General features: G+C 70.0%; 19 protein-coding genes. 7 read left to right on the forward strand and 12 right to left on the reverse strand.

Annotated elements, in window-relative coordinates:
- Nucleotides 1-9: 9 nt before the first annotated feature.
- Genes AB4Z01_RS04890 through AB4Z01_RS04900 form a run of 3 tightly spaced genes read right to left on the reverse strand, consistent with a single transcriptional unit; the run spans nt 10 to nt 4,077 of the window.
- On the reverse strand, nt 10-1,137 hold the full coding sequence (locus AB4Z01_RS04890) for an LVIVD repeat-containing protein (RefSeq protein ID WP_441691137.1): 1,128 nt from the start codon (nt 1,135-1,137) through the stop codon (nt 10-12).
- Between the two features lie 36 nt (nt 1,138-1,173).
- Entirely contained in the window at nt 1,174-2,316 is a 1,143-nt protein-coding gene (locus AB4Z01_RS04895) for a cupin domain-containing protein (protein ID WP_441691139.1), read from the reverse strand.
- A 33-nt stretch (nt 2,317-2,349) separates the two neighbouring features.
- The gene (locus tag AB4Z01_RS04900; protein ID WP_441691140.1) at nt 2,350-4,077 is read right to left on the reverse strand and encodes a GMC family oxidoreductase; all 1,728 of its coding nucleotides are present in this window, start codon (nt 4,075-4,077) and stop codon (nt 2,350-2,352) included.
- Nucleotides 4,078-4,258: 181 nt separating this feature from the next.
- Between AB4Z01_RS04900 and AB4Z01_RS04905 the strand changes: the two genes are divergently transcribed.
- From AB4Z01_RS04905 to larA, 3 genes are all read left to right on the forward strand, one after another.
- Nucleotides 4,259-4,975 (forward strand): FadR/GntR family transcriptional regulator, encoded by a 717-nt coding sequence (locus AB4Z01_RS04905; protein ID WP_441691142.1) that lies wholly within the window; start codon nt 4,259-4,261, stop codon nt 4,973-4,975.
- Between the two features lie 182 nt (nt 4,976-5,157).
- Entirely contained in the window at nt 5,158-6,681 is a 1,524-nt protein-coding gene (locus AB4Z01_RS04910) for a GMC family oxidoreductase (RefSeq protein WP_441691144.1), read from the forward strand.
- A gap of 100 nt (nt 6,682-6,781) precedes the next feature.
- Nucleotides 6,782-8,068 (forward strand): nickel-dependent lactate racemase, encoded by a 1,287-nt coding sequence (gene larA, locus AB4Z01_RS04915; protein WP_441691146.1) that lies wholly within the window; start codon nt 6,782-6,784, stop codon nt 8,066-8,068.
- 198 nt (nt 8,069-8,266) lie between these two features.
- Here the strand turns inward: larA and AB4Z01_RS04920 are convergent, their stop codons facing one another.
- Nucleotides 8,267-9,022 (reverse strand): FadR/GntR family transcriptional regulator, encoded by a 756-nt coding sequence (locus AB4Z01_RS04920; protein WP_441691148.1) that lies wholly within the window; start codon nt 9,020-9,022, stop codon nt 8,267-8,269.
- A gap of 119 nt (nt 9,023-9,141) precedes the next feature.
- Here AB4Z01_RS04920 and AB4Z01_RS04925 point away from each other — a divergent pair, with 119 nt between their 5' ends.
- The 3 genes from AB4Z01_RS04925 to larB are packed head-to-tail and all read left to right on the forward strand — an operon-like array spanning nt 9,142 to nt 11,803.
- The gene (locus AB4Z01_RS04925; protein ID WP_441691149.1) at nt 9,142-10,329 is read left to right on the forward strand and encodes a LarC family nickel insertion protein; all 1,188 of its coding nucleotides are present in this window, start codon (nt 9,142-9,144) and stop codon (nt 10,327-10,329) included.
- Nucleotides 10,326-11,129 carry a hypothetical protein gene (locus AB4Z01_RS04930; RefSeq protein ID WP_441691151.1) on the forward strand — a complete coding sequence of 268 codons (804 nt, stop codon included), beginning with the start codon at nt 10,326-10,328 and terminating at the stop codon, nt 11,127-11,129. Before AB4Z01_RS04925 ends, AB4Z01_RS04930 begins: the two co-directional genes overlap by 4 nt.
- On the forward strand, nt 11,126-11,803 hold the full coding sequence (gene larB, locus AB4Z01_RS04935; protein WP_441691153.1) for a nickel pincer cofactor biosynthesis protein LarB: 678 nt from the start codon (nt 11,126-11,128) through the stop codon (nt 11,801-11,803). Before AB4Z01_RS04930 ends, larB begins: the two co-directional genes overlap by 4 nt.
- Nucleotides 11,804-11,820: 17 nt before the next feature.
- Here larB and AB4Z01_RS04940 read toward each other — a convergent pair whose 3' ends face one another.
- From AB4Z01_RS04940 to AB4Z01_RS04955, 4 genes are all read right to left on the reverse strand, one after another.
- Complete coding sequence (locus AB4Z01_RS04940; protein ID WP_441691155.1) at nt 11,821-13,332, reverse strand: sugar ABC transporter ATP-binding protein; 1,512 nt, start codon at nt 13,330-13,332, stop codon at nt 11,821-11,823.
- Between the two features lie 2 nt (nt 13,333-13,334).
- Nucleotides 13,335-14,303, reverse strand: a complete 969-nt coding sequence (locus tag AB4Z01_RS04945) for an ABC transporter permease (RefSeq protein ID WP_441691157.1) — start codon at nt 14,301-14,303, stop codon at nt 13,335-13,337.
- A gap of 14 nt (nt 14,304-14,317) precedes the next feature.
- Nucleotides 14,318-15,358 carry an ABC transporter permease gene (locus AB4Z01_RS04950; protein ID WP_441691159.1) on the reverse strand — a complete coding sequence of 347 codons (1,041 nt, stop codon included), beginning with the start codon at nt 15,356-15,358 and terminating at the stop codon, nt 14,318-14,320.
- Between the two features lie 68 nt (nt 15,359-15,426).
- The gene (locus AB4Z01_RS04955) at nt 15,427-16,449 is read right to left on the reverse strand and encodes a sugar ABC transporter substrate-binding protein (protein ID WP_441691161.1); all 1,023 of its coding nucleotides are present in this window, start codon (nt 16,447-16,449) and stop codon (nt 15,427-15,429) included.
- 169 nt (nt 16,450-16,618) lie between these two features.
- On the opposite strand from AB4Z01_RS04955, the gene AB4Z01_RS04960 reads away from it, so the two are divergent.
- Nucleotides 16,619-17,371, forward strand: a complete 753-nt coding sequence (locus AB4Z01_RS04960) for a GntR family transcriptional regulator (RefSeq protein WP_441691163.1) — start codon at nt 16,619-16,621, stop codon at nt 17,369-17,371.
- A 5-nt stretch (nt 17,372-17,376) separates the two neighbouring features.
- Here AB4Z01_RS04960 and AB4Z01_RS04965 read toward each other — a convergent pair whose 3' ends face one another.
- From AB4Z01_RS04965 to AB4Z01_RS04980, 4 genes are all read right to left on the reverse strand, one after another.
- Entirely contained in the window at nt 17,377-18,483 is a 1,107-nt protein-coding gene (locus tag AB4Z01_RS04965; protein WP_441691165.1) for a mandelate racemase/muconate lactonizing enzyme family protein, read from the reverse strand.
- A gap of 23 nt (nt 18,484-18,506) precedes the next feature.
- Complete coding sequence (locus AB4Z01_RS04970; RefSeq protein WP_441691167.1) at nt 18,507-19,184, reverse strand: GntR family transcriptional regulator; 678 nt, start codon at nt 19,182-19,184, stop codon at nt 18,507-18,509.
- A 120-nt stretch (nt 19,185-19,304) separates the two neighbouring features.
- A complete protein-coding gene (locus tag AB4Z01_RS04975; RefSeq protein ID WP_441691169.1) occupies nt 19,305-21,371 on the reverse strand; it encodes an ATP-binding protein in 2,067 nt (688 codons plus the stop codon).
- The gene (locus AB4Z01_RS04980) at nt 21,361-22,863 is read right to left on the reverse strand and encodes an ATPase domain-containing protein (RefSeq protein WP_441691171.1); all 1,503 of its coding nucleotides are present in this window, start codon (nt 22,861-22,863) and stop codon (nt 21,361-21,363) included. The genes AB4Z01_RS04975 and AB4Z01_RS04980 overlap by 11 nt, the downstream gene beginning before the upstream one ends.
- Nucleotides 22,864-23,009: the final 146 nt, after the last annotated feature.

The raw sequence follows: 23,009 nt of genomic DNA on the forward strand, positions 1-23,009 counted from the left end.
GGGTCCCCTTCAGAAGGCGCTGGTTTCGATGATGTCGACGCCGTTGATCCGGTCGATCAGGTAGATCAGGCCGCGATCGTCGATAGTGACATCGTTGGACGACGCCCGCTCCTCGCCGTCCGGCGGGTCGGGCAGGAAATGGCCGACCTCGCGCGGGGCGAAGGGGTCGGCGATATCGACCAACCGCAGCCCCTGCGCGAACCAGGCGAAGGGGATGACGGTGCCGGTGAAGCGCTCCGACGGCTGGTGGCAGCCGGTCATCGCCGGCTGCGGCGACCCGTCCCGGTCTAGCCCCGGCACCTGGAAGGTCGCGATCGGCAGCGGCAGCCGCTCATCGGTGATGTCGTAGATCCAGGTGAAGGCGGGCGGCGACGGCCGCAGCTTGGCCACGTCCTCGTCGGCCACCACCATGATCTTGCGGCCCTTCAGCAATTGCGGCACCGGCAGGCAGGTGTGGGTCGGGTGCGGGAAGGACGGGCTGGTGTTCAGCTGCGAGACCAGCTTCGGCCGCGCCATGTCGGCGATGTCGAGGATGAACAGCCCGTGATGCCAGTAGCTGACATACAGCCGGTCGCCCGCTCGGATCGGGTGGTGGCAGCGCGGCGACACCCATTCGGCCCAGGGATACTCCTCGCCGCCGCCGGTCCATTGGCCGGGGATCCACCAGCGCCCGACCTCCACCGGCCGGGCCGGGTCGATCAGGTCGAGGATCATGACGATGTTGCCGACATAGCCCTCGGCGGTCGGCGAGATATAGGCGTAGCGGCCGTCGAAATCGTAGCGGTGGACGCCGCGGCCGGCGGTCATCCATTTCGAGATCAGCTTCGGCGCGCTGGGCCGAGAGACGTCGTAGATGGCGATGCCGCCGCCGAATTCCTTCGGGCCGTTCTGCCCCAGCTTTTCGTGGTTGACGATCATGATGTCGCCGGACACCCGCACCTTGTGCGAGTGCCAGCCCTCGGGCAGCTCCAGCCGGGCAATCACCTTCGGGTGCCGCGGGTCGGCGACGTCGACGATGGTCGTGCCGCTGGGAGACCGCATATGGCCGATATACAGCGTCGTGCCCTCGACCCAGACCTGGCCGCCGCCGGGGCAGTCGATATGCGAGACGAGGGTGGTGTTGGCGGAATTCGGCAAAAGGGCCTCGGATCGTTCGAGGGAGGAGAGCGGCCGTCAGATCATGCGGACGACGTCGCCGCTGGCGTCGCGGCCCCATTTGCGGAACAGGCCGAAGGCCTTCTGCGCCGGCTCGTCGCTGGCCACGAACAGGATCGCGGGCTCGGTCTCCGACCCGTTCACATGCTCGCACCATGACCCGCCGGGCACCGCCAGCGTGTCGAACTCGCTCCAGTCGAAGCGCTTGCCGTCGACGATGGAATGGCCGCTGCCCTGGAACGGCGCCACCAGCAGGCTGGCGGTCTGGCGCAGCGGGCGCGTGCGCTCGCCCGGTCGCAGCATCTGGGCGAAGAAGGTGATGGTCTTGAACACCGGCCCGCCGGTAAGCGGGTCGACATATTCGATCATCAGCGCCTCATACGGGTCGCCGTCCCAGTCCTTGAACCGCTCCAGCTGCTCGCGCATCGCGTCCCAGCGATAGACATACATCGGCGATGACAGGCCGGAGCCGCGGTGGTGGTCGATGAAGCGCGGCCGCAGCCCGCCGGCGCCGTAGACGCGGGCGGAATAGTCGCTGGGGAAGCGGGCGCTCTGCACCTTCTTGGCGACGCCGCTCTCGGCATAATCGTGCTCGAAATAGACCGCGTTCAGGGTCTCGACCAGCGGCAGGTCCAGGACCGACAGGTTGACTGCCGGCTCGTCGCCCATGTTGCCGTGGTTGTGCCAGGCGTCGATCGGCGTCAGCACCATGTCGCCCGGGCCGAAGGTGATGTCCTCGCCCTCGACGCCGGTGAAGTTGCTCTTGCCGGTCAGGCCGAAGCGGATGGCGCTGGGCGAATGCCGGTGCGGCGGCATCACCTCGTTCGGGTCGTTCAGCCGATAGGCGGTGTACATGGTGCTGACCGTGGCCCGCCGCGGCGACAGGCCGGGATTGACCAGGATCAGCGAGCGCCGCTCGGAATCGTCCATATGGATCAGCTCGGCGGAGCGCTGCAGGATCGGCGCGATGTCGTCCTTGTAGCTCCACAGGAAGGGCAGCGCCTTCTGGGTGCCCATCAGCTGCTTGATCTCGTCGTGATCGATTTCGGTCGAGCTGGCCCAGAACGGGAACATGTTCTTGGTGAAGACGTCGTCGTAGAGCGCCTTCAGGGCGGCATCGCGATTGGACGCCGATTGCGCCGCGGCACGTGTGTCCGTCATGTCGCTCCCCTGTCTCGGATCGTTTGTCCGGCCTTAGCCATGACGGTATGCCCGCTGGCCGACCGTTTCAACCATATTATTTGGTTGAGCGGCATATGGTTGATGATTGGTTGGTTCATTGGTTGGGATTGCAGCCGGCGCCAAGGTCGGCACGCCGCGGATCAGGTCGGCGGCGCGCTCGGCGATCATCAGCACCGCGGCGTTGATGTTGCCGCAGGTCAAATCGGGCATCACCGCGGCGTCGACCACGCGCAGCCCTTCGGCTCCATGCACCCGCAGCTGCGGGTCGACCACCGCGCCGTCGTCGGCCGACACGCTCATGCGGCAGGTGCCGAGCGGGTGGTGCACGGTGATCGAGCTGGCGCGGATATAGGCGTCGATCTCGGCATCCGTCGCCTTGGCCGAGCCGGGCGCGGATTCGCGGGCGACGAAGCGGGCCATCGGGCCTTGCGCCATCACCTCCCGCGCCATCCGGATGCCGGCGCGCAGGCTGCCCCAGTCGGCGTCGGTCGCCAGGAAGTTCTGGCGGATCACCGGCGCCGCCATCGGGTCGGCCGAGGCGAGGGAGACGGCGCCGCGGCTCTCCGGCTGGATCGCCACCACGCGGCAGGCGAAGGCGTCGGTGAAGGGCTGTTTGAACGGCTTGAAATAGGGCCAGGCGCCGAGCGGCGCCGCGGTCAGCAGGAACTGCACGTCGGGCAGCGCCGCCTCGGCCCGGCTCTTCAGGAAGGCGACGATGCCGCCCGGCACATCGGCGGCAAAACCCTTGCCGAAGGCATAGGCCTTGCCGAGTTCCAGCGCGATCCGGTCGGCCCGCATCATGCGGTGGAACGGCCCCGGCTCACGCCGCTGGTACATCAGGATGGTCGAGACGTGGTCCTGCAGGTTCTGGCCGACGCCCTTGAGCGGGATGCGGGTGCCGATGCCCTGCGCCGCCAACTGCGCCGGGTCGCCGATGCCGGACAGCATCAGCAGCTGCGGGCTGTTGATCACGCCGCCGGACAGGATCACCTCGGCATCGGCCCAGGCGGTCAGGATTCTCCCGTCCTTCATATAGTCGACGCCGACCGCACGGGTGCCCTCGAACAGCACGCGGGTGACCATGGCGCCGACCGTGACCGTCAGGTTCGACCGGGCCAGCGCCGGCCGCAGATAAGCGGTGGCGGCGCTGCAGCGCCGGCCGTCGCGGATCGTCATCTGCAGCCGGCCGAAGCCCTCCTGCCGGGCCCCATTGTAATCCTCGGTCCAGCCATGCCCGGCCTGCTGCCCGGCGGCGGCATAGGCGTCGAGCAGCGGGTCCTGGTAGCGGCAATGCTGCACCCGCATCGGGCCGTCGCCGCCGCGCCAGGCATCGGCGCCGCCCTCCCAGGCTTCGAGGCGCCGGAAATAGGGCAGGGCGTGGGCGTAGGACCACTCGTCCAGTCCGGACGCGGCCCAGCGGTCGTAGTCGCCGCGATTGCCGCGGACATAGGCCATGGCGTTGGTGGAGGACGAGCCGCCGACCACCTTGCCGCGGGCGCATTCCACCCGGCGGTTGTCGACATTGGCCTCGGGCTCGTTGAAGTAGCCCCAGTCGTGCAGCCGCTTCTGCAGGATCTTGCCCCAGCCCAGCGGGATGTGGATCCAGGGGTCGCGGTCCCAGCCGCCGGCCTCCAGCAGCAGCACGCGGCGGCTCGGATCCTCGCTCAGCCGGGCGGCGAGGACGCAGCCGGCGGAGCCGGCGCCGACGATGATCGTGTCGTAGCCTGCGGCGGGGGTCACCGGAAGCCTCCTGTCGGGGGTGCGCCGGTCTGGGCGACGCTTGCTGGACTCAACTCGACCATCGCCAACCATTCTTGTCAACCATGGTAAATGGTTGCTATGGTGGCCCATGGGGTCGGGACTGCCGATGGGCGGATCGGCCGCGGGAAAAGACGCCAAGAACCAAGCCAGAGAGACCAGGATGAACCGATCGGCGCCTTTCGATCACCACAACGCCGACGATCAGACGCCAGATCCCTCCAGCCGTGACGACAGTCTCGCCGAGCTCGTCGCGGCGGTGCGCGGCATCCTCGCTACTGGCCAAGGCAAGCCGTCCGAACGGGCCCTGGCGGAGCGGCTGAACGTCAAGCGCCACCGGCTGCGGCAGGCGCTCGACCAACTGCGTGCGGCGGGGGAGCTGGAGCCGGCGCGGGCCGGGCGGCCGCGGACCACGGCAGCGCGGCGGGGCGACGACCTCGCCCGCGACACCAACCCGGTCGAGATCATCGAGCTGCGCATGATGCTGGAGCCGGCGCTGGCCCGGCTGGCGGCGCTACGCGCCTCGCCCTTCGAGATCATGCGCATCCAGCGCGCCGCCAGCACGCCGCCGGGGGCCTCGGCCGGGGCGATTGACCTGTCCTTCCACAAGGCGGTCGCGGCCGGCGCCCGCAACAGCCTGGCGACCGAGCTTTATGCCCTGATCCGCGAGGTGGCCACCGACGCTCGCCTGCGCTTCGGCAACAGCGACAACCCGAGCTGCCCGAACCGGCTGCGGCAGCGCGACGCCGAGCACAAGGCCATCGCCGACGCCATCGCCGCGCGCGACCCGGACGCGGCGGAGCAGGCGATGCGCGCTCATCTCGGCGCGGTGCAGCGCCAGATCCTCGACCGCCTCGGCCCCGGCATGGCCGTGGCGTGATGCTGCGCTCAGGCCGGTGGTCAGACCCTTACTCGTCATCCCGGGCGCGGCGCAGCACGGAGTGATGCGCTGCAGACCCGGGATCTCGTCCAGGATTGCGCCGAGGTCCCGTGTCTGCGCAGCGGCACTTCGCGCCGCAGCGCGCACGGGATGACGATCGGTTATTGAGACCAGGAGCGCGCATGGCCGGTTTCGACGTGCTGGTGATCGGTGCCGGCTCCGCCGGCTCGGTGGTGGCGGCGCGGCTCAGCGAGGATCCGAGCCTGTCCGTTGGCCTGATCGAGGCCGGGACGATGCCGTCCGACCCGGATATCGCCGTGCCCGCGCAATGGCCCTTCCTGCAGGGGCGGGCCTATGACTGGGCCTACCGCACCGTGCCGCAGCCGGGCACCGCCGGCCGCGTCCATGACTGGCCGCGTGGCCGCATCGTCGGCGGCTCCAGCTGCCTGCACGCCATGGCGCATGTCCGCGGCCATCCCGACGATTTCGCGCCCTGGGCCGCGGCCGGCGGGCCGGGTTGGTCTCACGAAGGGTTGCTGCCGGCATTCCGCCGCAGCGAGAGCTTCTCCGGCGGTGTCTCGGCCGTGCATGGCGATGACGGGCCGCTGGATGTGCTGCTGCCGGATCAGCAGATCCATCCGCTGGTGCGCGACTATATGGCGGCCGGCCTGGCGATCGGCGCGCCCTGGCTCGGCGACCACAATGCCGGGCGGCTGGCCGGCGTGGCGCCGAACCAGCTGACGATCCGCGATGGACGTCGGCTCAGCGTCGCCGACGCCTATCTCGCGCCGGTCCTCGGCCGGCCGAACCTGACGCTGCTGACCGAGATCCTGGTCCATGAGCTGGTGCTGCAGGCCGGCCGCGCCCGCGGCGTCCGGATCACCCGGGACGGGGCGGAGGAGATCGTGACCGCCGACCGGGTCGTGCTCTGCGCCGGCACGGTCGCCTCGCCGCTGCTGCTGATGCGGTCCGGCATCGGCGACCCGGAGACCCTGCGCGATGCCGGCATCGCCTGCCGGCATGAGCTGCCAGAGGTCGGACGCAACCTGCACGACCATCTGCTGGCGGCCGGCAATGTCTACCGCGCGCGCCGGCCGGTGGCGCCGTCGCGGCTGCAGCATTCGGAATCGCTGATGTATCTGCACAGCGACGACCCGACCCGGGCGGAGGGGGCGCCGGATGTCGTCCTGGCCTGCGTCGTACTGCCGGTGGTGACCGAGGCCTTCACCCGGCCGGAGGCCGGAGCCGCCTACACCATCATGTGCGGCGTCACCCACCCGACCAGCCGCGGCGCGATCCGCCCCGGCGGCCCGTCGGTGGCGGATGCCCCGGTCATCGATCCCGCCTATCTCTCGACCGAGCACGACCGCCGGATTTTTCGCGCGGCGCTGCGCCTGGCCCGCCGGGTTGGCCGGGCCGCACCGCTGGAGGAGTGGAACGACGGCGAGATCCTGCCGGGACCGGGCGTGGAGGCGGATGCCGATTTCGACGCCTTTCTGGCCCGGGCGGCGATGACCCACCACCACCCGGTCGGCACCTGCAGCCTGGGGGCCGTGGTCGATGCGTCGCTCGCGGTGCGAGGCATCGGCGGCCTGTTCGTCGTCGACGCCTCGGTCATCCCCTCGATCACCAGCGGTCCGGTCAACGCCGTCGTGGTCGCGATCGCGGAAAGCTGGGCAGCCTCTGCGGACAGACGGTTTCCATAGATCCGATGTTTTCCGATTGACGCCGGTGCCGGTCGGGTAGAATGCGGGCTCTCGGCGGGGCGCCAGCGGTCTCCGCCTGAAGCCGAAGCGGAGCAGCACCGTGAGCACACTGACCCTCTCCTATGGCCGCGGCCATCTGCCGATCCGCCTGCCGGCGGGGGCGCAGGCGACGGTGGTGCGCAAGCAGCCGCTGCCGAAGCTGCCCGACCCGCAGGCCGCGATTGCCGGAGCGCTGGCCCAGCCGATCGGCGCGCCCGGGCTGGCCGAGTTGGCGCGTGGCCGGCGCAGCGCCTGCATCCTGATCTGCGATATCACCCGGCCGGTGCCGAACCGGCTGTTCCTGCGGCCGATGGTCGAGACCATGGTCGCCTCCGGCATCCCGCTCGACCGCATCAGCATCCTGGTCGCCACCGGCCTGCACCGCCCCAACCTGGGCGAGGAGCTGGCCGAGCTGGTCGGCGACCCCTGGGTGCTGGAGCATGTGCGGGTCGACAACCACGACGCCCGCGACGATTCCGCCCATGTCGATTTCGGCCGCACCGTCACGCGCGGCACGCCGGTGAAGATCGACCGGCAATTCGTTGAGGCCGACCTGCGCATCGCCACCGGGCTGGTGGAGCCGCATTTCATGGCCGGCTGGTCCGGCGGCCGCAAGGTGATCGCCCCCGGCGTCGCCCATCACGAGACCATCCGCACCTTCCACTCGGCGCGCTTCATGGAAGATCCGCTCGCGGTCCAGTGCAACCTGGTCGGCAACCCGCTGCATGAGGAGCAGCTGCAGATCGTCGGCATGCTGGGCGAGGTCTACGGCCTCAACACCGTGCTGGACGAGGACCGCGACCTGGTCTGCGTCACCTTCGGCGAGATCATCGCCAGCCATGCCGCGGCGGTCGATTTCGTCAGCGGCGCCACCCGCGTGCCGGTGCCGCGCAAGTTCAGGACGGTGGTGACCTCATCGGCCGGCTATCCGCTGGACAAGACCTACTACCAGACGATCAAGGGCATGGTGACGCCGCTCGACATCCTGGCGCCGGGCGGCACGCTGATCATCGCCTCGGAATGCTCCGAGGGCTTCGGCTCGCCGGAGTTCCGTGACGCCCAGACCCGGCTGGTCGAGCTCGGGCCGGAGCGGTTCCTGGCGACGCTGACGGCGAAGACGCTGGCCGAGATCGACGAATGGCAGACCGAGATGCAGCTGAAGTCGCTGCGCCTCGGCCGGGTCGAGCTCTACACCACCGGCCTCGGCGCGGCCGAGCGCGGCATCACCGGCACGGCGCTGGTCGACGACCTCGACGCCGCCATCGCCGCCAGCGTGGCCCGCGCGAACGACCCGGCAGTCGCGATCATCCCGGAAGGTCCGTACGTCATCCCGTACCATGCAGGCTGAGGTGGTCGGGCACGGATGGCGAGCATCTTCCGATTGCCTGTCCCGCCTGGCGGGAGAGGTCGGGCGTCCGCAGGACGACCGGGTGAGGGCTGGCCCGGGCCTCGACGAAGGGCCCTCACCCGGAGCCGCTTCGCGTCTCCGACCTCTCCCGCAAGCGGGAGAGGCAACACGTCACTGACTTGGCGGGATCGCCCGGGCTCAGCCCGCCTTCGCCTCGGACCGCAGGGCGGCGTAGCGGTCGCGGGCGCGGGTCAGGTGCACTCGCATCGCCCGGCGGGCGGCGGTGGCGTCGCCGGCGCGGATCGAGGCCAGGATTGCCTGATGCTCCTGCCCGACCCGGCGCAGATGGCGCTCGCGCTCCGCCTGCGACAGGGCGGCGACCGGGATGCGCTGGCGCGGGATGACCACGTTGAAGACGTCGAACACCTTGGCGAAATAGGCATTGCCGGTGGCGGCCAGGATGGCGCGGTGGACCGCCAGGTCCTCGCCCAGCCCGACCGTCTCGGCATCGGCCCCCGGCGCCGAGATCGCCGCCAGGAACGCCGCCTGCGCGGCCTCGATGCGCGCGAGCTCATCCGGGCTGCGCCTCTCGGCGGCCAAGCCGGCAGCTTCGACCTCGATGCTCAGCCGCAGCTCCAGCACCTGCAGCACGTCGCCGATCGATTCCAGCTTCTCCGCGTCGATGGCGAAGGACCGGGCCGGCATGGTCTCGGCCACGAAGGCGCCCAGCCCCTGGCGGGTGGTGATCAGGCCGCGGGCGCGCAGCGAGGCCAGAGCCTCGCGCACCACGGTGCGGCTGACGCCGGTGGCGTTGACGATGGCCTGTTCGGTCGGCAGGCGCTGGCCGGGGCCGAGGTCGCCGGACGCGATCTGCGCCTCCAGCGTCTCGACCAGGCCGGCGGTGAGGTTGGGGGCTTTCCGGATCGCAGCGAAAGCCGAGGAATGCGCGCTCATATCGTCCTTCAATCCTCACGCCTCGCGGTCCGCAGGATCGCAGCGCCGGCGGCGCGGTGCAAGGCCGGCGCCACGGCCGCCGCATTGTGAACCCGGCGGCAATCTGGAACAGTCCGGGCATGGAGCTGCATCTCGATCTGGTCGGCGGCCTGGCAGGCGACATGTTCATCGCCGCGATGCTCGACCTGTTCCCGGAGCGTGAGGTCGGGCTGCAGGACAGCTTGGCTCGCACCGGGCTGCTCGCCGGCGTCACCGCCCGGCTGGCGCCGCACAATGACGGCGTGCTGGCCGGCCGGCGCTTCCTGGTCGAGCGGACGGGCGGGGCAGGGGGCGGCCACGACCACGCCGCCTGGCGCCGGATCCGCGAGGGGCTGGAAGCATCGGCGCTGGACCCGGCCGTCCGCGATCACGCCATCGCCATCTTCCGCCACCTGGCCGAGGCCGAGGCGCGAGTGCATGGCGTGGCGGTGGAGGCCGTGAGCTTCCACGAGGTCGGGGCCTGGGATTCGATCGCCGACATCGTCGGCGCCGCGCATCTGATCGCCGCGGTGGGGGCGGCCCGCTGGACCGTGGGCGCCATCCCGCTCGGTTCCGGCCGGGTGCGCAGCGCGCATGGTCCGCTGCCGGTGCCGGCGCCGGCCACGGCGCTGCTGCTGCAGGGCTTCGCCGTGATCGATGACGGCGTCGGCGGCGAGCGCGTCACCCCGACCGGTGCCGCGATCCTGCGCCATCTCTGCGGCGACGCGGCCCGGCCGGCCCAGCCGCGGATCATGGGCGCAACCGGCATCGGCTTCGGCACCCGCATCCTGCCCGGCCTCAGCAACTGCGTCCGGGTGCTGCGCTTCGATCCGGTCGAGCAGGCACCGGGCTTCGCGACGGATGCGGTGCTGGTGGTGGAGTGCGAGATCGACGACCAGTCGGGCGAGGAGCTGGCGCTGGCGCTGGACCGGCTGCGGGCCCATCCGGCGGTGCTGGACGTGGTCCAGGCCCCGGTCTTCGGCAAGAAGGGGCGGATGATGGCCCAGCTTCGCCTGCTGGCGCTGCCGGAGGCACGCGACGAAGTGCTGCGCCTGTGCTTCGCCGAGACCACGACCATCGGCCTGCGTCATTCGGTGCAGGCCCGGGCGGTGCTGCCGCGGCGCATGGTCGAGGTCGCGGCCGGCGACCGGACGCTGCGGGTCAAGGCGGTCGACCGGCCCGGCGGGCGGACGGCCAAGGCCGAGGCGGACGACGTGGCCGACGTCGACGGGCACAAGGCGCGCAAGGCCCGGCGGCGGGCGGCGGAGGATGCGGTGGAAGAGTCATGAGTATGGATCGAACCCGGCTCGAGGATGTGCTGGACGGGCTCGGCCCGATCGCGGTGGCGGTCAGCGGCGGCGTCGACAGCATGACCCTGGCCGTGCTGGCCCATCGCCGGCGCCCCGACGCCGTGACCGTGGTCCATGCCGTGTCGCCCGCGGTGCCGCCGCTGGCGACCGCGCGGGTGCGCGACTGGGCCAGGCGCGAGGGCTGGGCCCTGACCGTGCTCGACGCCGGCGAATTCGCCGATCCGCGCTATCGCGAGAACCCGGTGAACCGCTGCTATTTCTGCAAGACCAACCTGTATGGCGCCATCGCCAGGCAGGTCGACGGCACCATCGTCTCGGGCACCAATCTCGACGATCTCGGCGAGTACCGGCCGGGCCTCGATGCGGCGCGAGAGCATGGCGTGCGCCACCCCTATGTCGAGGCCGGGATCGGCAAGGCCGGGCTGCGGGCCCTGGCGCGCGACCTCGGTCTCGGCGACCTGGCGGAGCTGCCGTCCTCGCCCTGCCTGTCGAGCCGGGTCGAGACCCTGATCCCGATCGAGCCGGAGATGCTGCGCATCATCGACGCGGTGGAGCAATTGGTGGCCAGCCGCCTGAAGCCGCGGACGGTGCGCTGCCGGGTCCGGGCCGCCGGGCTGGTGGTCGAGCTCGACCCCGGCAGCCTGGCTGGGCTGGGCGAGGCCGGGGCGGCGGCGCTGGAAGCGTCGATCCGCGCCGTGCTGCCGGACGCAGCCGCGTCGCGGCCGCTGGCCTTCGCCCCGTACCGGGTCGGCAGCGCCTTCGTCGGGGTGCCGGGATGAGCCGGGACGAGGTCATGCTCGATTTCGGCCGCGGCGGCCGGATCGGCCAGGACGAGGCGATCTATTGCGGCGAGAAATCTGCCGCCCAGATCGCCACGATCCTGGATCTGGCCGAGGCCGCCGGGGCCGGCCTGCTGCTGACCCGGCTGGACGCGGCGAAGCTGGAGGCCCTTTCGCCAGGCCATCGCGGCCGCATCGATTATTGCCCGGTGTCACGCACCGGCTTCTTCGGTCCGCTGCGGCCGGTCGCGGCGACGGGCCAAGTGGCGATCCTGTCGGCCGGCACCTCCGACATCCCGGTGGCGCGCGAGGCGGAGCGCACGCTGCGCCATGCCGGGCAGCAGGCCAGCCTGTTCAGCGATATCGGCGTGGCGGGGCTGTGGCGGCTGACCGATCGGCTGGACGAGATCCGCGGCCATCCGGTGGTGATCGTCGTCGCCGGCATGGATGCGGCGCTGGCCAGTGTCGTCGGCGGGCTGGTGGCCGGGCCGGTGATCTGCGTCCCGACCTCGGTCGGCTACGGCGTCGCCGCGGGCGGCCGGGCGGCGCTGGACGCGATGCTGGCCAGCTGCGCCCCGGGCCTGTCGGTCTGCAACATCGACAACGGCTATGGCGCCGCCTGCGCCGCGCTGCGCCTGCTCAACGGCGCGCGCCGCCTGCAGGAGCAGGCATAGGGTTTCGGCGCGGGGCGTCAGGCCGCCTCCACCCGGTGGATCAGGTTCATGATCCCTTCGCTCATCGCCCGGTAGTCGCGGGTGTTGGTGATCTCGCCCTCGATCCGGTAGGCGTTCATCACCACGATCCGGTCGGCCAGGGTGATCATCTCCGGCATATCGCTGGTGATCAGCAGGATCGCCGTGCCGGTCTCCGACAGCTCACGCAGCAATTCGTGCAACTCGGCCTTGGTCTTGATGTCGATGCCGACCGACGGCTCGTCGACGATCAGCACCTTGACCCCGGCGGCCAGCCATTTGGCGACGCTGATCTTCTGCTGGTTGCCGCCGGACAGGTTGCCGACCAGCTGGTTCAGCGACGGGGTGCGCACCGCCAGCCGCCTGATGAAGGGCTCGGTCTTCGCCCGCACCATGCCGTCGGTCAGGAAGCCGAAGCGGCGCGCCAGCCGGCGCCACACCGTGATGCCGGCATTCTCCAGCACCGAATGCATCAGCACGAGGCCTTCCTGCTTCCGGTCCTCGCTGACATAGCCGATGCCGACGCGGTGGATGGCGTCGGCGACGTCGCGGATCTTCGCCGGCTTGCCCTCGACCTCGACCGTGCCGGCCGTCACCGGGAACTGGCCCAGAATGCATTTCGCCAGCTCGGTCCGCCCGGCGCCGACCAGACCGTACAGGCCGACGATCTCGCCGCGGCGCAGGGTCAGGTCGACGCCGCGATGGCCGAGGCTGGTCGACACGCCCTGCAGCCGCAGCGCCGCCGAAGCCTGGGAATGGTCGCGCGCCGGCCAGTCGGCGATCAGCTCGGCCCGGCCGATCATCAGCCGCACCAGGTCCTGTCGGCCCAGACCCGCCATCGACCGGCTCTCGCAGGCGTTGCGGCCGTCGCGCAGCACTGTCACCCGGTCGCAGATCGCCTGCACCTCCTCCAGCTTATGGCTGACGAAGAGCATGCTGACGCCCTCGTCGCGCAGCCGGCGCAACAGGCCGAACAGGATGTCGGTCTCGTGCGGGGTCAGCGCCGCTGTCGGCTCGTCCAGCAGCAGCACGCGCGACTTCAGCGACAGCGCCTTGGCGATCTCGACCAGCTGCATCTTGGCGACGCTGAGCTGTGAGACCGGGATGCGCGGATCGATGTCGAGGTCCAGCACCTTTAGCCACTGGCGGGCATCGGCGTTGACCTTGGCGTAGTCCACCCGCCGCAGCGGATGGGCCGCCAGCTGCTCCAGCGCGATGTTCTCGCCGACCGAGAAGCGCGGGATCAGGTTGCGCTCCTGATGCACCACGCCGATCCGGTGGGCGGTGGCGTCGCGCGGGCCGCCGAGCTCGATCGGCTTGCCGTCGAGCAGCAGCTGCCCTTCATCCGGCCGGTGCACGCCGGTGATGATCTTGATCAGCGTCGACTTGCCGGCGCCGTTCTCGCCCAGCAGGGCATGGATCGACCCCGGCTCCAGGGTCAGCGAAACGCCCTGCAGCGCCTTCACGCCGGGGAAGAATTTGCTGACGCCGCGTGCCTCGAACACCGCCATGGTCAGACCCCCACCACGGCCTTGCGCAGCCGCAGCTCGCGCAGGCGGTTGATGCCGACCGCCCACAGGATCAGGACGCCGAGCACGACCTGGACCAGGAAGGGGTCGATGTTGAACAGCACCAGGGCCTGGGTGATGATCGCGACGATGACGACGCCCAGCAGCGTCGCCGACACGCTGACATGGCCGCCGGACAACACCGCCCCGCCGATCACCGGTGCGGCGAAGGACAGGATCAGCCAGTCGTCGCCGATCGTCGGCTGGCCGATCTGCAGCCGCGCCACCAGCATGATGCCGGCCAGGGCGGCGAGCAGGCCGGAGATGGCGTGGGCGGCCACGACGGTGAAGCCGACCGAGATGCCCGACAGCTCCGCCGCATGCGAATTGCCGCCGACCGCCAGGATGAAGCGGCCCAGCGCCTGGCGGTTCAGCAGGAACCATAGACCCACGGCGACCAGCGCCGTCGGCAGCACCAGCCAGGGCAGCGGGTCGATGAAGGTGGTGTTGCCGAACGCCTTCACCGCGTCCGGGATGCCGTAGAAGGGCTGGGCCTGGGTGATGCCGAGGTTGATGCCCTTGAACATCGACAGGCTGGCCAGGGTGATGACGAAGGCGCTGATCCCGGTCCAGGCGATGAACGCGCCGTTGACCATCCCGGCGGCCACGCCGATCAGCAGCGCCAGCACGGCCGCGATCGGCGCCGGCAGGCCCCAGACCTGCATCATCCCGGCAAAGCTGATCGCCGCCAGGCCGCCGATGGCTCCGACCGACAGGTTCATCTGGCCGACCGCGATGATGATCATCTGCGAGAAGGCGATCAGCGCGTTGACCGAGATCGCCAGCAGCAGCACCTGGATGTTCAGCGGCGACAGGAAGGACGGGTTGAAGGCGCCGACGATGACGATCGCCAGCACAGTGACCAGCAGCGGGCCGAACCAGTCGGTCCGGGCATAGCGCGAAAGGGCCCCCATCACACCATCCCCCATCAAACCATTCTCCTCCGCGCCAGGAACGAGCGGCGCGCCATGTCCATCAGCACGGCCAGAAGCAGCAGCAGGCCGAGGAAGGCCTGGACCCAGAATTCGCCGACCTGCAGCAGCAGGAGGCCGCTGGTCAGCAGCGTCACCAGGAAGGCGCCGAGGAAGGTACCGACCACCGACACCCGGCCGCCCGACAGCAGCGTGCCGCCCAGCACCGGGCCCAGGAAGGCGGGCAGCAGCCAGTCCTGCCCCAGCTGCCCGGCCATCGACGGCAGGGCGGCGCCGTTGCGCGCCACCAGCATCAGCGCGGCGATGCCGGCCAGCAGGCCCGACAGCATGTGGCAATAGATGAAGACGCGGTCGACCCGGATGCCGGACAGGGACGCGGCCTCCGGCCTCGCGCCGGCGGCCAGCATCTCGCGCCCGGCCACGGTGAAGCGGTACAGCACCACCAGCAGCACGGCGACGGCGACGGCCACCAGGACCAGCGGCGACAGCGTGCCGTCGAGGAATCGCAGCCGGCCGAAGCTGGAGAACACCGGCGGCAGCTCGCGGTACGACTCGCCCCGGCTGAGGAAGATCATCACCCCGAAGAAGATGCTCATGCTGGCCAGGGTGATGATGAAGCTGTGCAGGCCGGAGCGGACGACGGTCCAGCCGTTGACGAACCCCAGCGCCGTGCCCATCGCCAGCCCGCCGAGGATCGCCAGTGGCCAGGGCAGGCCGGCATTCTGGATCAGCCAGCCGCAGGCCATGGCGGCGCAGACGCCGATGGCGCCGACCGCCAGGTTCAGCCCGCCGGTGACGATCACCACCATCATCGACAGGCCGATCATGACATTGATCGCGGCGGTGCGGCCCAGCGCGAACAGGTTGAAGGGCGACAGGAAGCCGGGGGTCAAGAGGCCGAAGGCGGTGACGAACAGCGCGATCAGCACGATCAGGCCGAACTCGTTGGTCAGCCAGAAGCGCGGGCGACCGGACGCCGCGCGCGGCGTCGCCTGCGGGGACCCGGTCCGGGACGGGGCGCTGTCTTCGGCATGCATCGGTCTGGCTCTGGGAAACGGTCTGCGGATCCCGGCCGGGCCGCGAGGGCCCGGCCGGGTGAAGCCGCTCAGGACTTGCAGTTCAGATAGGTCGCGTCGAAGCTGGCCAGCAGGGACTTCGTGATGTCCTGCATCGCGGCGACGTAGCCATCCACCTTGTCGGCGGCGACGAAGACGGTGCCGGAATCGACGAAGTGGCTGGTCAGCGCGTTGGTCTTCCACGGCGCGTCGGCCTTGATCGTGCAGCCGTTGCGGAGCCGGTCCACGACGTGGGAGCCGATATAGGCCTGGCCGTACGGGTTCTGCAGCATGGTGCCGTGCAGGAAGCCGTCCTTGATCGCCTTCAGCACCACCTCGTCATGGTCGATGGCGACCATCTGGATGCGCTTGTCGCCGATCCGGCGCAGCGCATTGGCGGCGACCACCGACGGCACCCAGGCGGTGCTGACGATGCCGTCGACATCGGCGGCATGGGCGGCCAGATAGGCGTTGATCTTCTCTTCCGCCGGCTCCGGCGCGTCGATGTCGGCGATCACCTGCACGACCTGCGCGCCTTCTTCCTTCGCCGCCTTCTCCACCGCGTCGATGCGCAGCTGGGTGTTGGGGTCGACCAGGAAGCCGGTGACATGCAGGATCCGCTTCTTGCCGGCCATCGCCTTCAGAAGCTCCTTGGTGCCGAGATAGGCGGAGTTGCCGACATCGGTGCCGAGGCAGAACTGCGCTTCGGACGGGTCCTTCAGGCAGCCGGCGGTGGCAATGACCGGGGCGCCGCTATCCGCCAGCTCGGCCACGGTGCTGACGCTGCCGACCGGGTCGCCGGGGAAGACGAGGAACGCGTTGTAGCCCTGGGTCACCAGGCTCTCGAGCAGCTGGTTCTGGGTGCTCAGCTCCCATTTCTGCGGCACCTTGTAGTCCGCGGCGGCGAGCTTGAAGTCGCGGGCGGCGTCCTTGCCGGCCTGCTCCCAGGCGGCGAAATACGGGTGTGGGCCGCCGGGCACCAGGGCGACGCGGGTATCATCGGCGGCAGCCGTGCCGACCCCGGCCAGCAGCGCCATGCCGGCCAGAACGGCCCTCCGGACATGTCGGGACATCAGAGATCCTCCCCAAGGTTTCTTGTCGGGTGCCGTCAAGGCGTCAACGCACTTGAACGGCTCGGTGAAACGCTAGTATCCAAGTGTGCAAGGCGCAATCGAATTGTGGCTCTTCCGGCCGGACAGGTCGGACAAATGGCCGAAGGCTGCGCTGTTCGGGGAGGGAGAGATGCCGATCGCCGCACCAACCGAAGCGCCGCCGGTCGCTGCCGACGAACCGAACGAGGAGACCGGCGGGCTGCAGGCGATTCGCCTCCGCCTCGACCGCCGCCTGCCGGTCGCCGACCAAGTGCATGAGGCGCTGCGGGCCGCCATCGTCGGCGTCCATCTGCTGCCCGGCACCCCGATCAGCGAGAACAGCATCAGCCGGCAATTCGGCGTGTCGCGCACGCCGATCCGGGCCGCGATCCAGCGGCTGGCGGAGGAAGGGCTGATCGACGTCTACCCGCAGCAGGGCAGCTTCGTCGCCCCGATCCGGCTCAGCGGCATCGGCGACGCCCATTTCGTGCGCCGGGCGCTGGAGGTGGCGGTGCTGCGCGAGACGGCCAGGATCTGGACCCCGGCGATGAGCGCCGCGGCCCGGGCGGTGCCGGCGAAGCAGCGGCTGCTGCTCGAGGCCGGGGACTCGGACGGCTTCCACGCCGCGGATGCGGAGTTTCACCACCTGCTGATGAGCTTCGCCAACCGCGAGGGCGTCTGGACCACGATCCAGACCGCCTGGACCCGGCTGGCCCGCTTCATGCGGCTGTTCGGCAGCCCGGACCGGCTGCCGCTGGTGGTCGAGGAGCATCTCGCGGTGATCGACGCGCTGGACGAAGACGACGCGGCGGAAGCCGAGGCGCGGCTGGTCTATCACGTCGACCGCGCCTTCGTGCTGCTCGACCAACTGCCCGAGCGCTACCGCCGCTACGTGGTCGACTAAAGCCGTCATCGGCCGTGGCGGTTGCGGTGCACGATGACGCGGTCCAGCGCCTGCCAGTCCCACTCGATGCCCAGCCCCGGCTTGTCCGACGGGATCGCCCGGCCGTTCTCGATCCGGATCTCCTCGGTGATGACAAGGTCGAGCTGCGGGATGTATTCCAGCCAGCGGCTGTTCGGCACGGCGCAGCACAGCGGCAGGTGCAGCTCCATCAGGAAATGCGGGCAGACCGGCACGTTGAAGGCCTCGGCCATGTGCGCGACCTTCAGCCAGGGGGTGATGCCGCCGATCCGGCCGACATCGACCTGGACGATCGAGCACGCGTCGCTCTGCAGGTAATCCTTGAACTGCGAGAGGCTATACATCGACTCGCCGACCGCGATCGGCACGCTGGTCGACGCCACCAGCCGCTGATGCGCGCGCACGTCGTCGGCGTGGATCGGCTCCTCGAACCAGGCGATGCCGACCTCCTGGAAGCTGCGCACCCGGCGCACCGCCTCGTCCAGGGTGAAGCCCTGGTTGGCGTCGGTCATGATCTCCCATTCCGGGCCGACCGCCTCGCGCACCGCCGACAGCCGGCGCATGTCCTCGGCCACATGCCGCCGGCCGACCTTGACCTTGGTGCCGCCGAAACCCTGCTCCTTGGCCTGCAGCGCCTCATCGACCAACGCCGCCTGGTCCAGATGCAGCCAGCCGCCCTCGGTGTAGTAGAGCTCGATGCTGTCCTTGGCGCCGCCGGCCAGACGGTGCAGCGGAATGCCGGTACGGCGGCTGCGCAGGTCCCACAGCGCCGTGTCGATTGCGGCCAGCGCGATCGAGGTCAGGGCGCCGACCGTGGTGGCATGGACGCGGTAGAACAGGTCGCGCCAGATCCGCTCGATGTCATCCGCCTCGCGGCCGATCAGCAGCGGCGCCAGATGGTCGTCCAGCAGCTTGGCGACGGCGGAGCCGCCGGTGCCGATGGTGTAGCTGTAGCCGGTGCCGGTGGCGCCGTCGGCATCGGTGATGCGGACCATCGGCGTCTCCTGCAGCTCGAAGGCCTGCACCGCGTCGGTGCGCTTGACCTTGGGCTTCAGGTCGGCCTGCAGGATCTCGACGGAAACGATCTTGGCCACGGGAAAGTCCTCTCGGTGAAGGGTCAGGCCGGTTCGTCGGCGGTCCAGCCGTCGTAGCGATGCCAGGAGGCGCGCAGGTGCCGCTCCAGCGCTGCGGCGGCCGCCTCCTCGTCGCCCGCTTCGATGGCGGCCAGGATGGCCTGGTGCTCGACGATCACCGGGGCGATGTCCTGCGGGACCCGGGCGAACAGCCGGGCATGGTGCAGATGCGGGTGCAGGTCGCGCACGCTGCGGGCCAGGATCTCATTGCCGGCGCCGTCCAGCATGGCCTCGTGGAAGGCTTGGTCGGCTTGGTTGGCGGTCAGGTAGTCGCGCGCCTTGCGGCCCATCCGGCCGCCCGCCATCGCCGCCAGGCTCTCGCGCATCCGCCCGATCGCGGCGTCCGGCCGGCGCAGCGCCATCTGCCGGGCCGCCCAGCCTTCGGCCAGGATTCGGTAAGCCAGCAGCTGCTCGAACCAGCTGCGCGGCGGCACCGGCGCCACCGAGAATCCGGCGAAGGAGGAGGCGGCGACCAGCCCTTCGGCGGCGAGGCGCATCAAGGCTTCGCGGATCGGTGACGAGCTGATCTCCAGCTCGCGCGACAGGGCATCGATGTTCAGCCGCGCGCCCGGCTCATAGACTCGGTCGAGGATGCGCTCCTGCAGCACGCGCACGACCTGATCGGCCAGGACGACGCGGGAGATGGCGGCTTTCTGCGGCACGACGATCCTCCCGGATCCGGCCCTGATAGAGGGCGGGCCGGGGTGGAGTCAATCATACATCATGGATCGTGCATGATTTATGCGGCGAGCGCCGCGCCGGTCAAGGCGCTGGCGCTCCGCCTATCCCGGACGATCCGGGGCTTCGGCGGAGGTGGCGGACCGGATCGCCATCTCCAGCTCCTCCAGCGAAAAGGGCTTGGCGAGCTTCGGCAGATTCGCCCCGATCCCCATCGGCAGCTCGGCATAGCCGGTGGCCAGGATCACCGGAAGGCCGGGCCATTCCGCCGCGATCCGGTCGGCCAGCTCGGCACCGGTCATCCGCGGCATGGCGTGGTCGGTGATCACCAGGTCTGCAGCGTTGCGGCGGAGCGCATCGAGCGCCTGATCGGCCGCGGTCGCGCCAACGGCGGCATGGCCCAACTCCTCCAGCATCGCGATCGTGTTCATCAGCACCAGGCCGTCATCATCGACCGCCATGATGTGCAATCGACCCAGCGCCTCCGCCGCGGCCGGGGCCGCGGCCTCGTCCGCCGGCGGCGACAGCTCTGCCTCGGCGGATGCCACCGGCAGCCACAGCTCGATCGTCGTGCCGATCCCCTTCCGGCTGGCCAGAACCATCCGGCCGTGGGACTGCTCCATCAACCCATGCACCGTCGACAGGCCGAGCCCCGTCCCCTTGCCGACGCCCTTGGTGGTGAAGAACGGTTCCGTCGCCCGGGCGAGCGTCTCCGGGTCCATGCCCTCCCCGGTGTCGGTCACCGACAGGCAGACATAGCGGCCGGGAGCTGGCTCATTGGCGGTTGCGACCTTGGCGGCGATGGTGATCGACCCACCCTCCGGCATCGCATCCCGGGCGTTGACCGCGATGTTCAGCAGGGCGGATTCCAGTTGGTTGAGGTCCGTCGACGCCTTGGGCAGGCCGAGCGGAAACCGGGTCTCGATGGTGATGGACGGCCCCAGCGAGCGCTGCAGCAGATCGGCCATGCCGCGCACCAGGTCGGGAATGTCGACGGCCATGATCTTCAGCTCCTGGCGGCGGGCGAAGGCCAGCATCCGCTTGGTCAGCGTCGCGCCGCGCTGGGCCGCCTGGACGGCGTTGTCGAGCAGCGACAGGGCGGCGCCCGTCTCCGGTGGCAGGCGCTTGCGCATCAGCGCCAAGCTGCCGAGGATGACCATCAGCAGGTTGTTGAAATCATGGGCGATGCCGCCGGTCAGCTGCCCGATCGCCTCCAACTTCTGCGACTGGAACAGGGCCTCCCTGGCCTCCTCCAGCTGTTTCTGCGACTTCAGGCGCTCGGTGATGTCGCGGGTCACCTTGGCGAAGCCGGTCAGGTTTCCGCCGTCGTCGCGGATCGCGTCAATCACCACGTGCGCCCAGAACCGAGTCCCGTCCTTGCGGACCCGCCATCCTTCCCGCTCGAACCGCCCTTCCCGTGCTGCGGTTGCGAGGCCGATCGCGGGCAGGCCGGCGGCGCGGTCCTCATCCGTGTAGAAGCGGGAGAAATGCTCGCCGATGATCTCCGCCGGCGCGTAGCCCTTGATGCGCTCGGCCCCGGCATTCCAGCTGCTGATCCCGCCCTGGGGGTCCAGCATGTAGATGGCGTAGTCGGTCACGCCCTGGATCAGCAGCCGGAACTGCTCCTCGCTGCGCGCCCGCTCCGCCATCTCATCGCGCAACTGGGCGTTGCTGGCGTTCAGCTCCGCCGTGCGGGCGGCGACCAGCGCCTCGAGCTCCTGGGCCGTGCGCTCCCGGGCTTCGATGAAGCCGCGCAGATCATATTGCCGCCGGCGGCTGCGCAACGCGGCCTGCAGCGTGCTGGTCAGGCTGATCGGCTGCACCGGCCGCTCGACCAGGGTGACGTTGCGCAGGCGCTGGATGATGTCCAGGCGCCAGGCGGCGACCGCCTCCGGCTCGCGGTGGCTGGTGAGGAGGACGAAGGGCAGGTCGGACCAGGGCGGCTGGATGTCAACCCACCGGAGAAGGCCGGTGATGTCCCGGCCGACGAGGGCCTCCTCGGCAACGAAGGCGGCGCCGACCCCGGCCTCCAGCTCCGCCAGCAGTTGGTCGAGGTCGATGCAGATCGCTGCCGTCAGGCCCGCCCGCGCCAGGATCTCCGCAGAGGCCGGGCCATCGCGGCCGATCGGTGCGAACACCAGGACGCGTAGGCTGTGCGGATCAGACTCCATTCTGTCCACCGGGCTGCAGCAGCGGCTCGGCGTTTCCGACATACTCCGGCGTCCCGGTCAGGACTCCCCGGAAGTCCGAGAGCGGCGGCCCGATATGGATGCCCGTGCTGGTGAGGCGGAACTCGCGGATCGCGTGCTCGTGGTTTCCGGTGCGCTTCTTGACGACCGAGAGGGCCCGGCGGACCTGGCCCATCGCCTCGAAATACCGGAGCATAATCACGGCATCGCTGAGATAGCTGATGTCGATCGGCGTCTCCTGCGGCCCGACCATGCCGTGCTGGGCCAGCAGCAGCAGCGTCAGCACGCCCTGCTGGTTGAGATAGCTCAGCAGCTCGTGCATCTGCAGCACGAGGAAGCGCTCGTCAGGCATCGCATTGAGATAGCCGTTCAGGCTGTCGATGACGATCAGCCTGGCGCCGTCCCGCTCGACGGCATCGCGCACCAGCTTGGCGAACTCGCCCGGCGACAGCTGGGCCGGATCGACCTGGGCGAACTGAATCCGCCCCGAGGCCAGGGCTTCGTCGAGCGGCAGGCCGAGCGTGCGGGCCCGCGCCTCGACCGTGCCGCGCCCTTCGTCGAAGGCGAAGATCACCGCGTGCTCGCCGCGCTGTGCCGCCGCGATGGCGAAGGTGAGGGCCAGCGACGACTTGCCGACACCGGCGGCGCCGATGATCAGCGCGTTGGTTCCTCGGTCCAGCCCGCCGCCGAGCAGCGCGTCCAGATCGGCGTTGCCGCCGGGCGCGACGCTCGCAGGGAACTCCACATGGTGCTCGGCCGCGACCAGCCGCGGGAACACCCGCAGGCCGCCGGACGTAATGGTGAAGTCGTGATAGCCGCCCCGGAACTGAATGCCGCGCATCTTCACGACGCGCAGGCGACGCCGTTCGCCGCCGTAATCGACCGCCAGTTGCTCGAGCAGCACGACGCCGTGCGAGATCGAATGCAGTTGCAGGTCGTTCTGCGCCGACGTCAGGTCGTCGAGCACGATGACGGTGCAGCGGCGCCTGGCGAAGAAGTGCTTCAGGGCCAGCACCTGGCGCCGGTAGCGCAACGGGTTCTGCGCCAGCAGCCGCAGCTCGGACAGGCTGTCGATCACCACCCGGGTCGGATCGATCTGCTGCACGCGCTCGAAGATCAGGTTGATCGTCTCGCTCAGCTCCATCTCGGCCGGGTGGAACACGGTGACCTGCTGCGCCGGGTCCAGCGTGGTCTCCGGGGGCACCAGCTCGAAGATGTCGATGCCTTTGAGCGACCAGCCATGGCGCTGCGCCACCAGTGTGAGCTCGCGTTCCGTCTCCGAGAGCGTCACGAACAGCACGCGCTCGCCGTTCCGGACTCCCTCGAGCAGGAACTGCAGCGCGATCGTCGTCTTCCCGGTGCCGGGCCGGCCTTCGTAGAGATAGAGCCGATCGGGGTCGAGCCCCCCGCAGAGAATGTCGTCCAGCCCCGCGCTGCCCGTGGACACCCGGGCGGCCTCCGGATGCTCGTTCATCTGTGCCCTCCGAACTGGCTACCGCTTCCGACCGGATAAACGCGACGAAGCGCTGGATTGATCCCGATCAGAATGCGAGGGCGGGGGACGTGCGTCCAATACGGTGCAGCCGCTGGGCCATTCCAGCAGGCCGGACAGTCGGCTCC

The organism is Inquilinus sp. YAF38 (assembly GCF_052113205.1).
Classification (GTDB): Bacteria; Pseudomonadota; Alphaproteobacteria; order DSM-16000; family Inquilinaceae; genus Inquilinus.

What these genes read in the sequence shown, in the direction of transcription:
- AB4Z01_RS04925 (WP_441691149.1), top strand. Translation starts at nt 9,142, where the DNA reads ATGGAGCTGCATCTCGATCTGGTCGGCGGCCTGGCAGGCGACATGTTC.
- larB (WP_441691153.1), top strand. Translation starts at nt 11,126, where the DNA reads ATGAGCCGGGACGAGGTCATGCTCGATTTCGGCCGCGGCGGCCGGATC.
- AB4Z01_RS04980 (WP_441691171.1), bottom strand. Translation starts at nt 22,863, where the DNA reads ATGAACGAGCATCCGGAGGCCGCCCGGGTGTCCACGGGCAGCGCGGGG.
- AB4Z01_RS04960 (WP_441691163.1), top strand. Translation starts at nt 16,619, where the DNA reads ATGCCGATCGCCGCACCAACCGAAGCGCCGCCGGTCGCTGCCGACGAA.
- AB4Z01_RS04895 (WP_441691139.1), bottom strand. Translation starts at nt 2,316, where the DNA reads ATGACGGACACACGTGCCGCGGCGCAATCGGCGTCCAATCGCGATGCC.
- AB4Z01_RS04905 (WP_441691142.1), top strand. Translation starts at nt 4,259, where the DNA reads ATGAACCGATCGGCGCCTTTCGATCACCACAACGCCGACGATCAGACG.
- AB4Z01_RS04930 (WP_441691151.1), top strand. Translation starts at nt 10,326, where the DNA reads ATGAGTATGGATCGAACCCGGCTCGAGGATGTGCTGGACGGGCTCGGC.
- AB4Z01_RS04910 (WP_441691144.1), top strand. Translation starts at nt 5,158, where the DNA reads ATGGCCGGTTTCGACGTGCTGGTGATCGGTGCCGGCTCCGCCGGCTCG.
- AB4Z01_RS04945 (WP_441691157.1), bottom strand. Translation starts at nt 14,303, where the DNA reads ATGGGGGCCCTTTCGCGCTATGCCCGGACCGACTGGTTCGGCCCGCTG.
- AB4Z01_RS04940 (WP_441691155.1), bottom strand. Translation starts at nt 13,332, where the DNA reads ATGGCGGTGTTCGAGGCACGCGGCGTCAGCAAATTCTTCCCCGGCGTG.
- AB4Z01_RS04920 (WP_441691148.1), bottom strand. Translation starts at nt 9,022, where the DNA reads ATGAGCGCGCATTCCTCGGCTTTCGCTGCGATCCGGAAAGCCCCCAAC.
- AB4Z01_RS04950 (WP_441691159.1), bottom strand. Translation starts at nt 15,358, where the DNA reads ATGCATGCCGAAGACAGCGCCCCGTCCCGGACCGGGTCCCCGCAGGCG.
- AB4Z01_RS04975 (WP_441691169.1), bottom strand. Translation starts at nt 21,371, where the DNA reads ATGGAGTCTGATCCGCACAGCCTACGCGTCCTGGTGTTCGCACCGATC.
- AB4Z01_RS04955 (WP_441691161.1), bottom strand. Translation starts at nt 16,449, where the DNA reads ATGTCCCGACATGTCCGGAGGGCCGTTCTGGCCGGCATGGCGCTGCTG.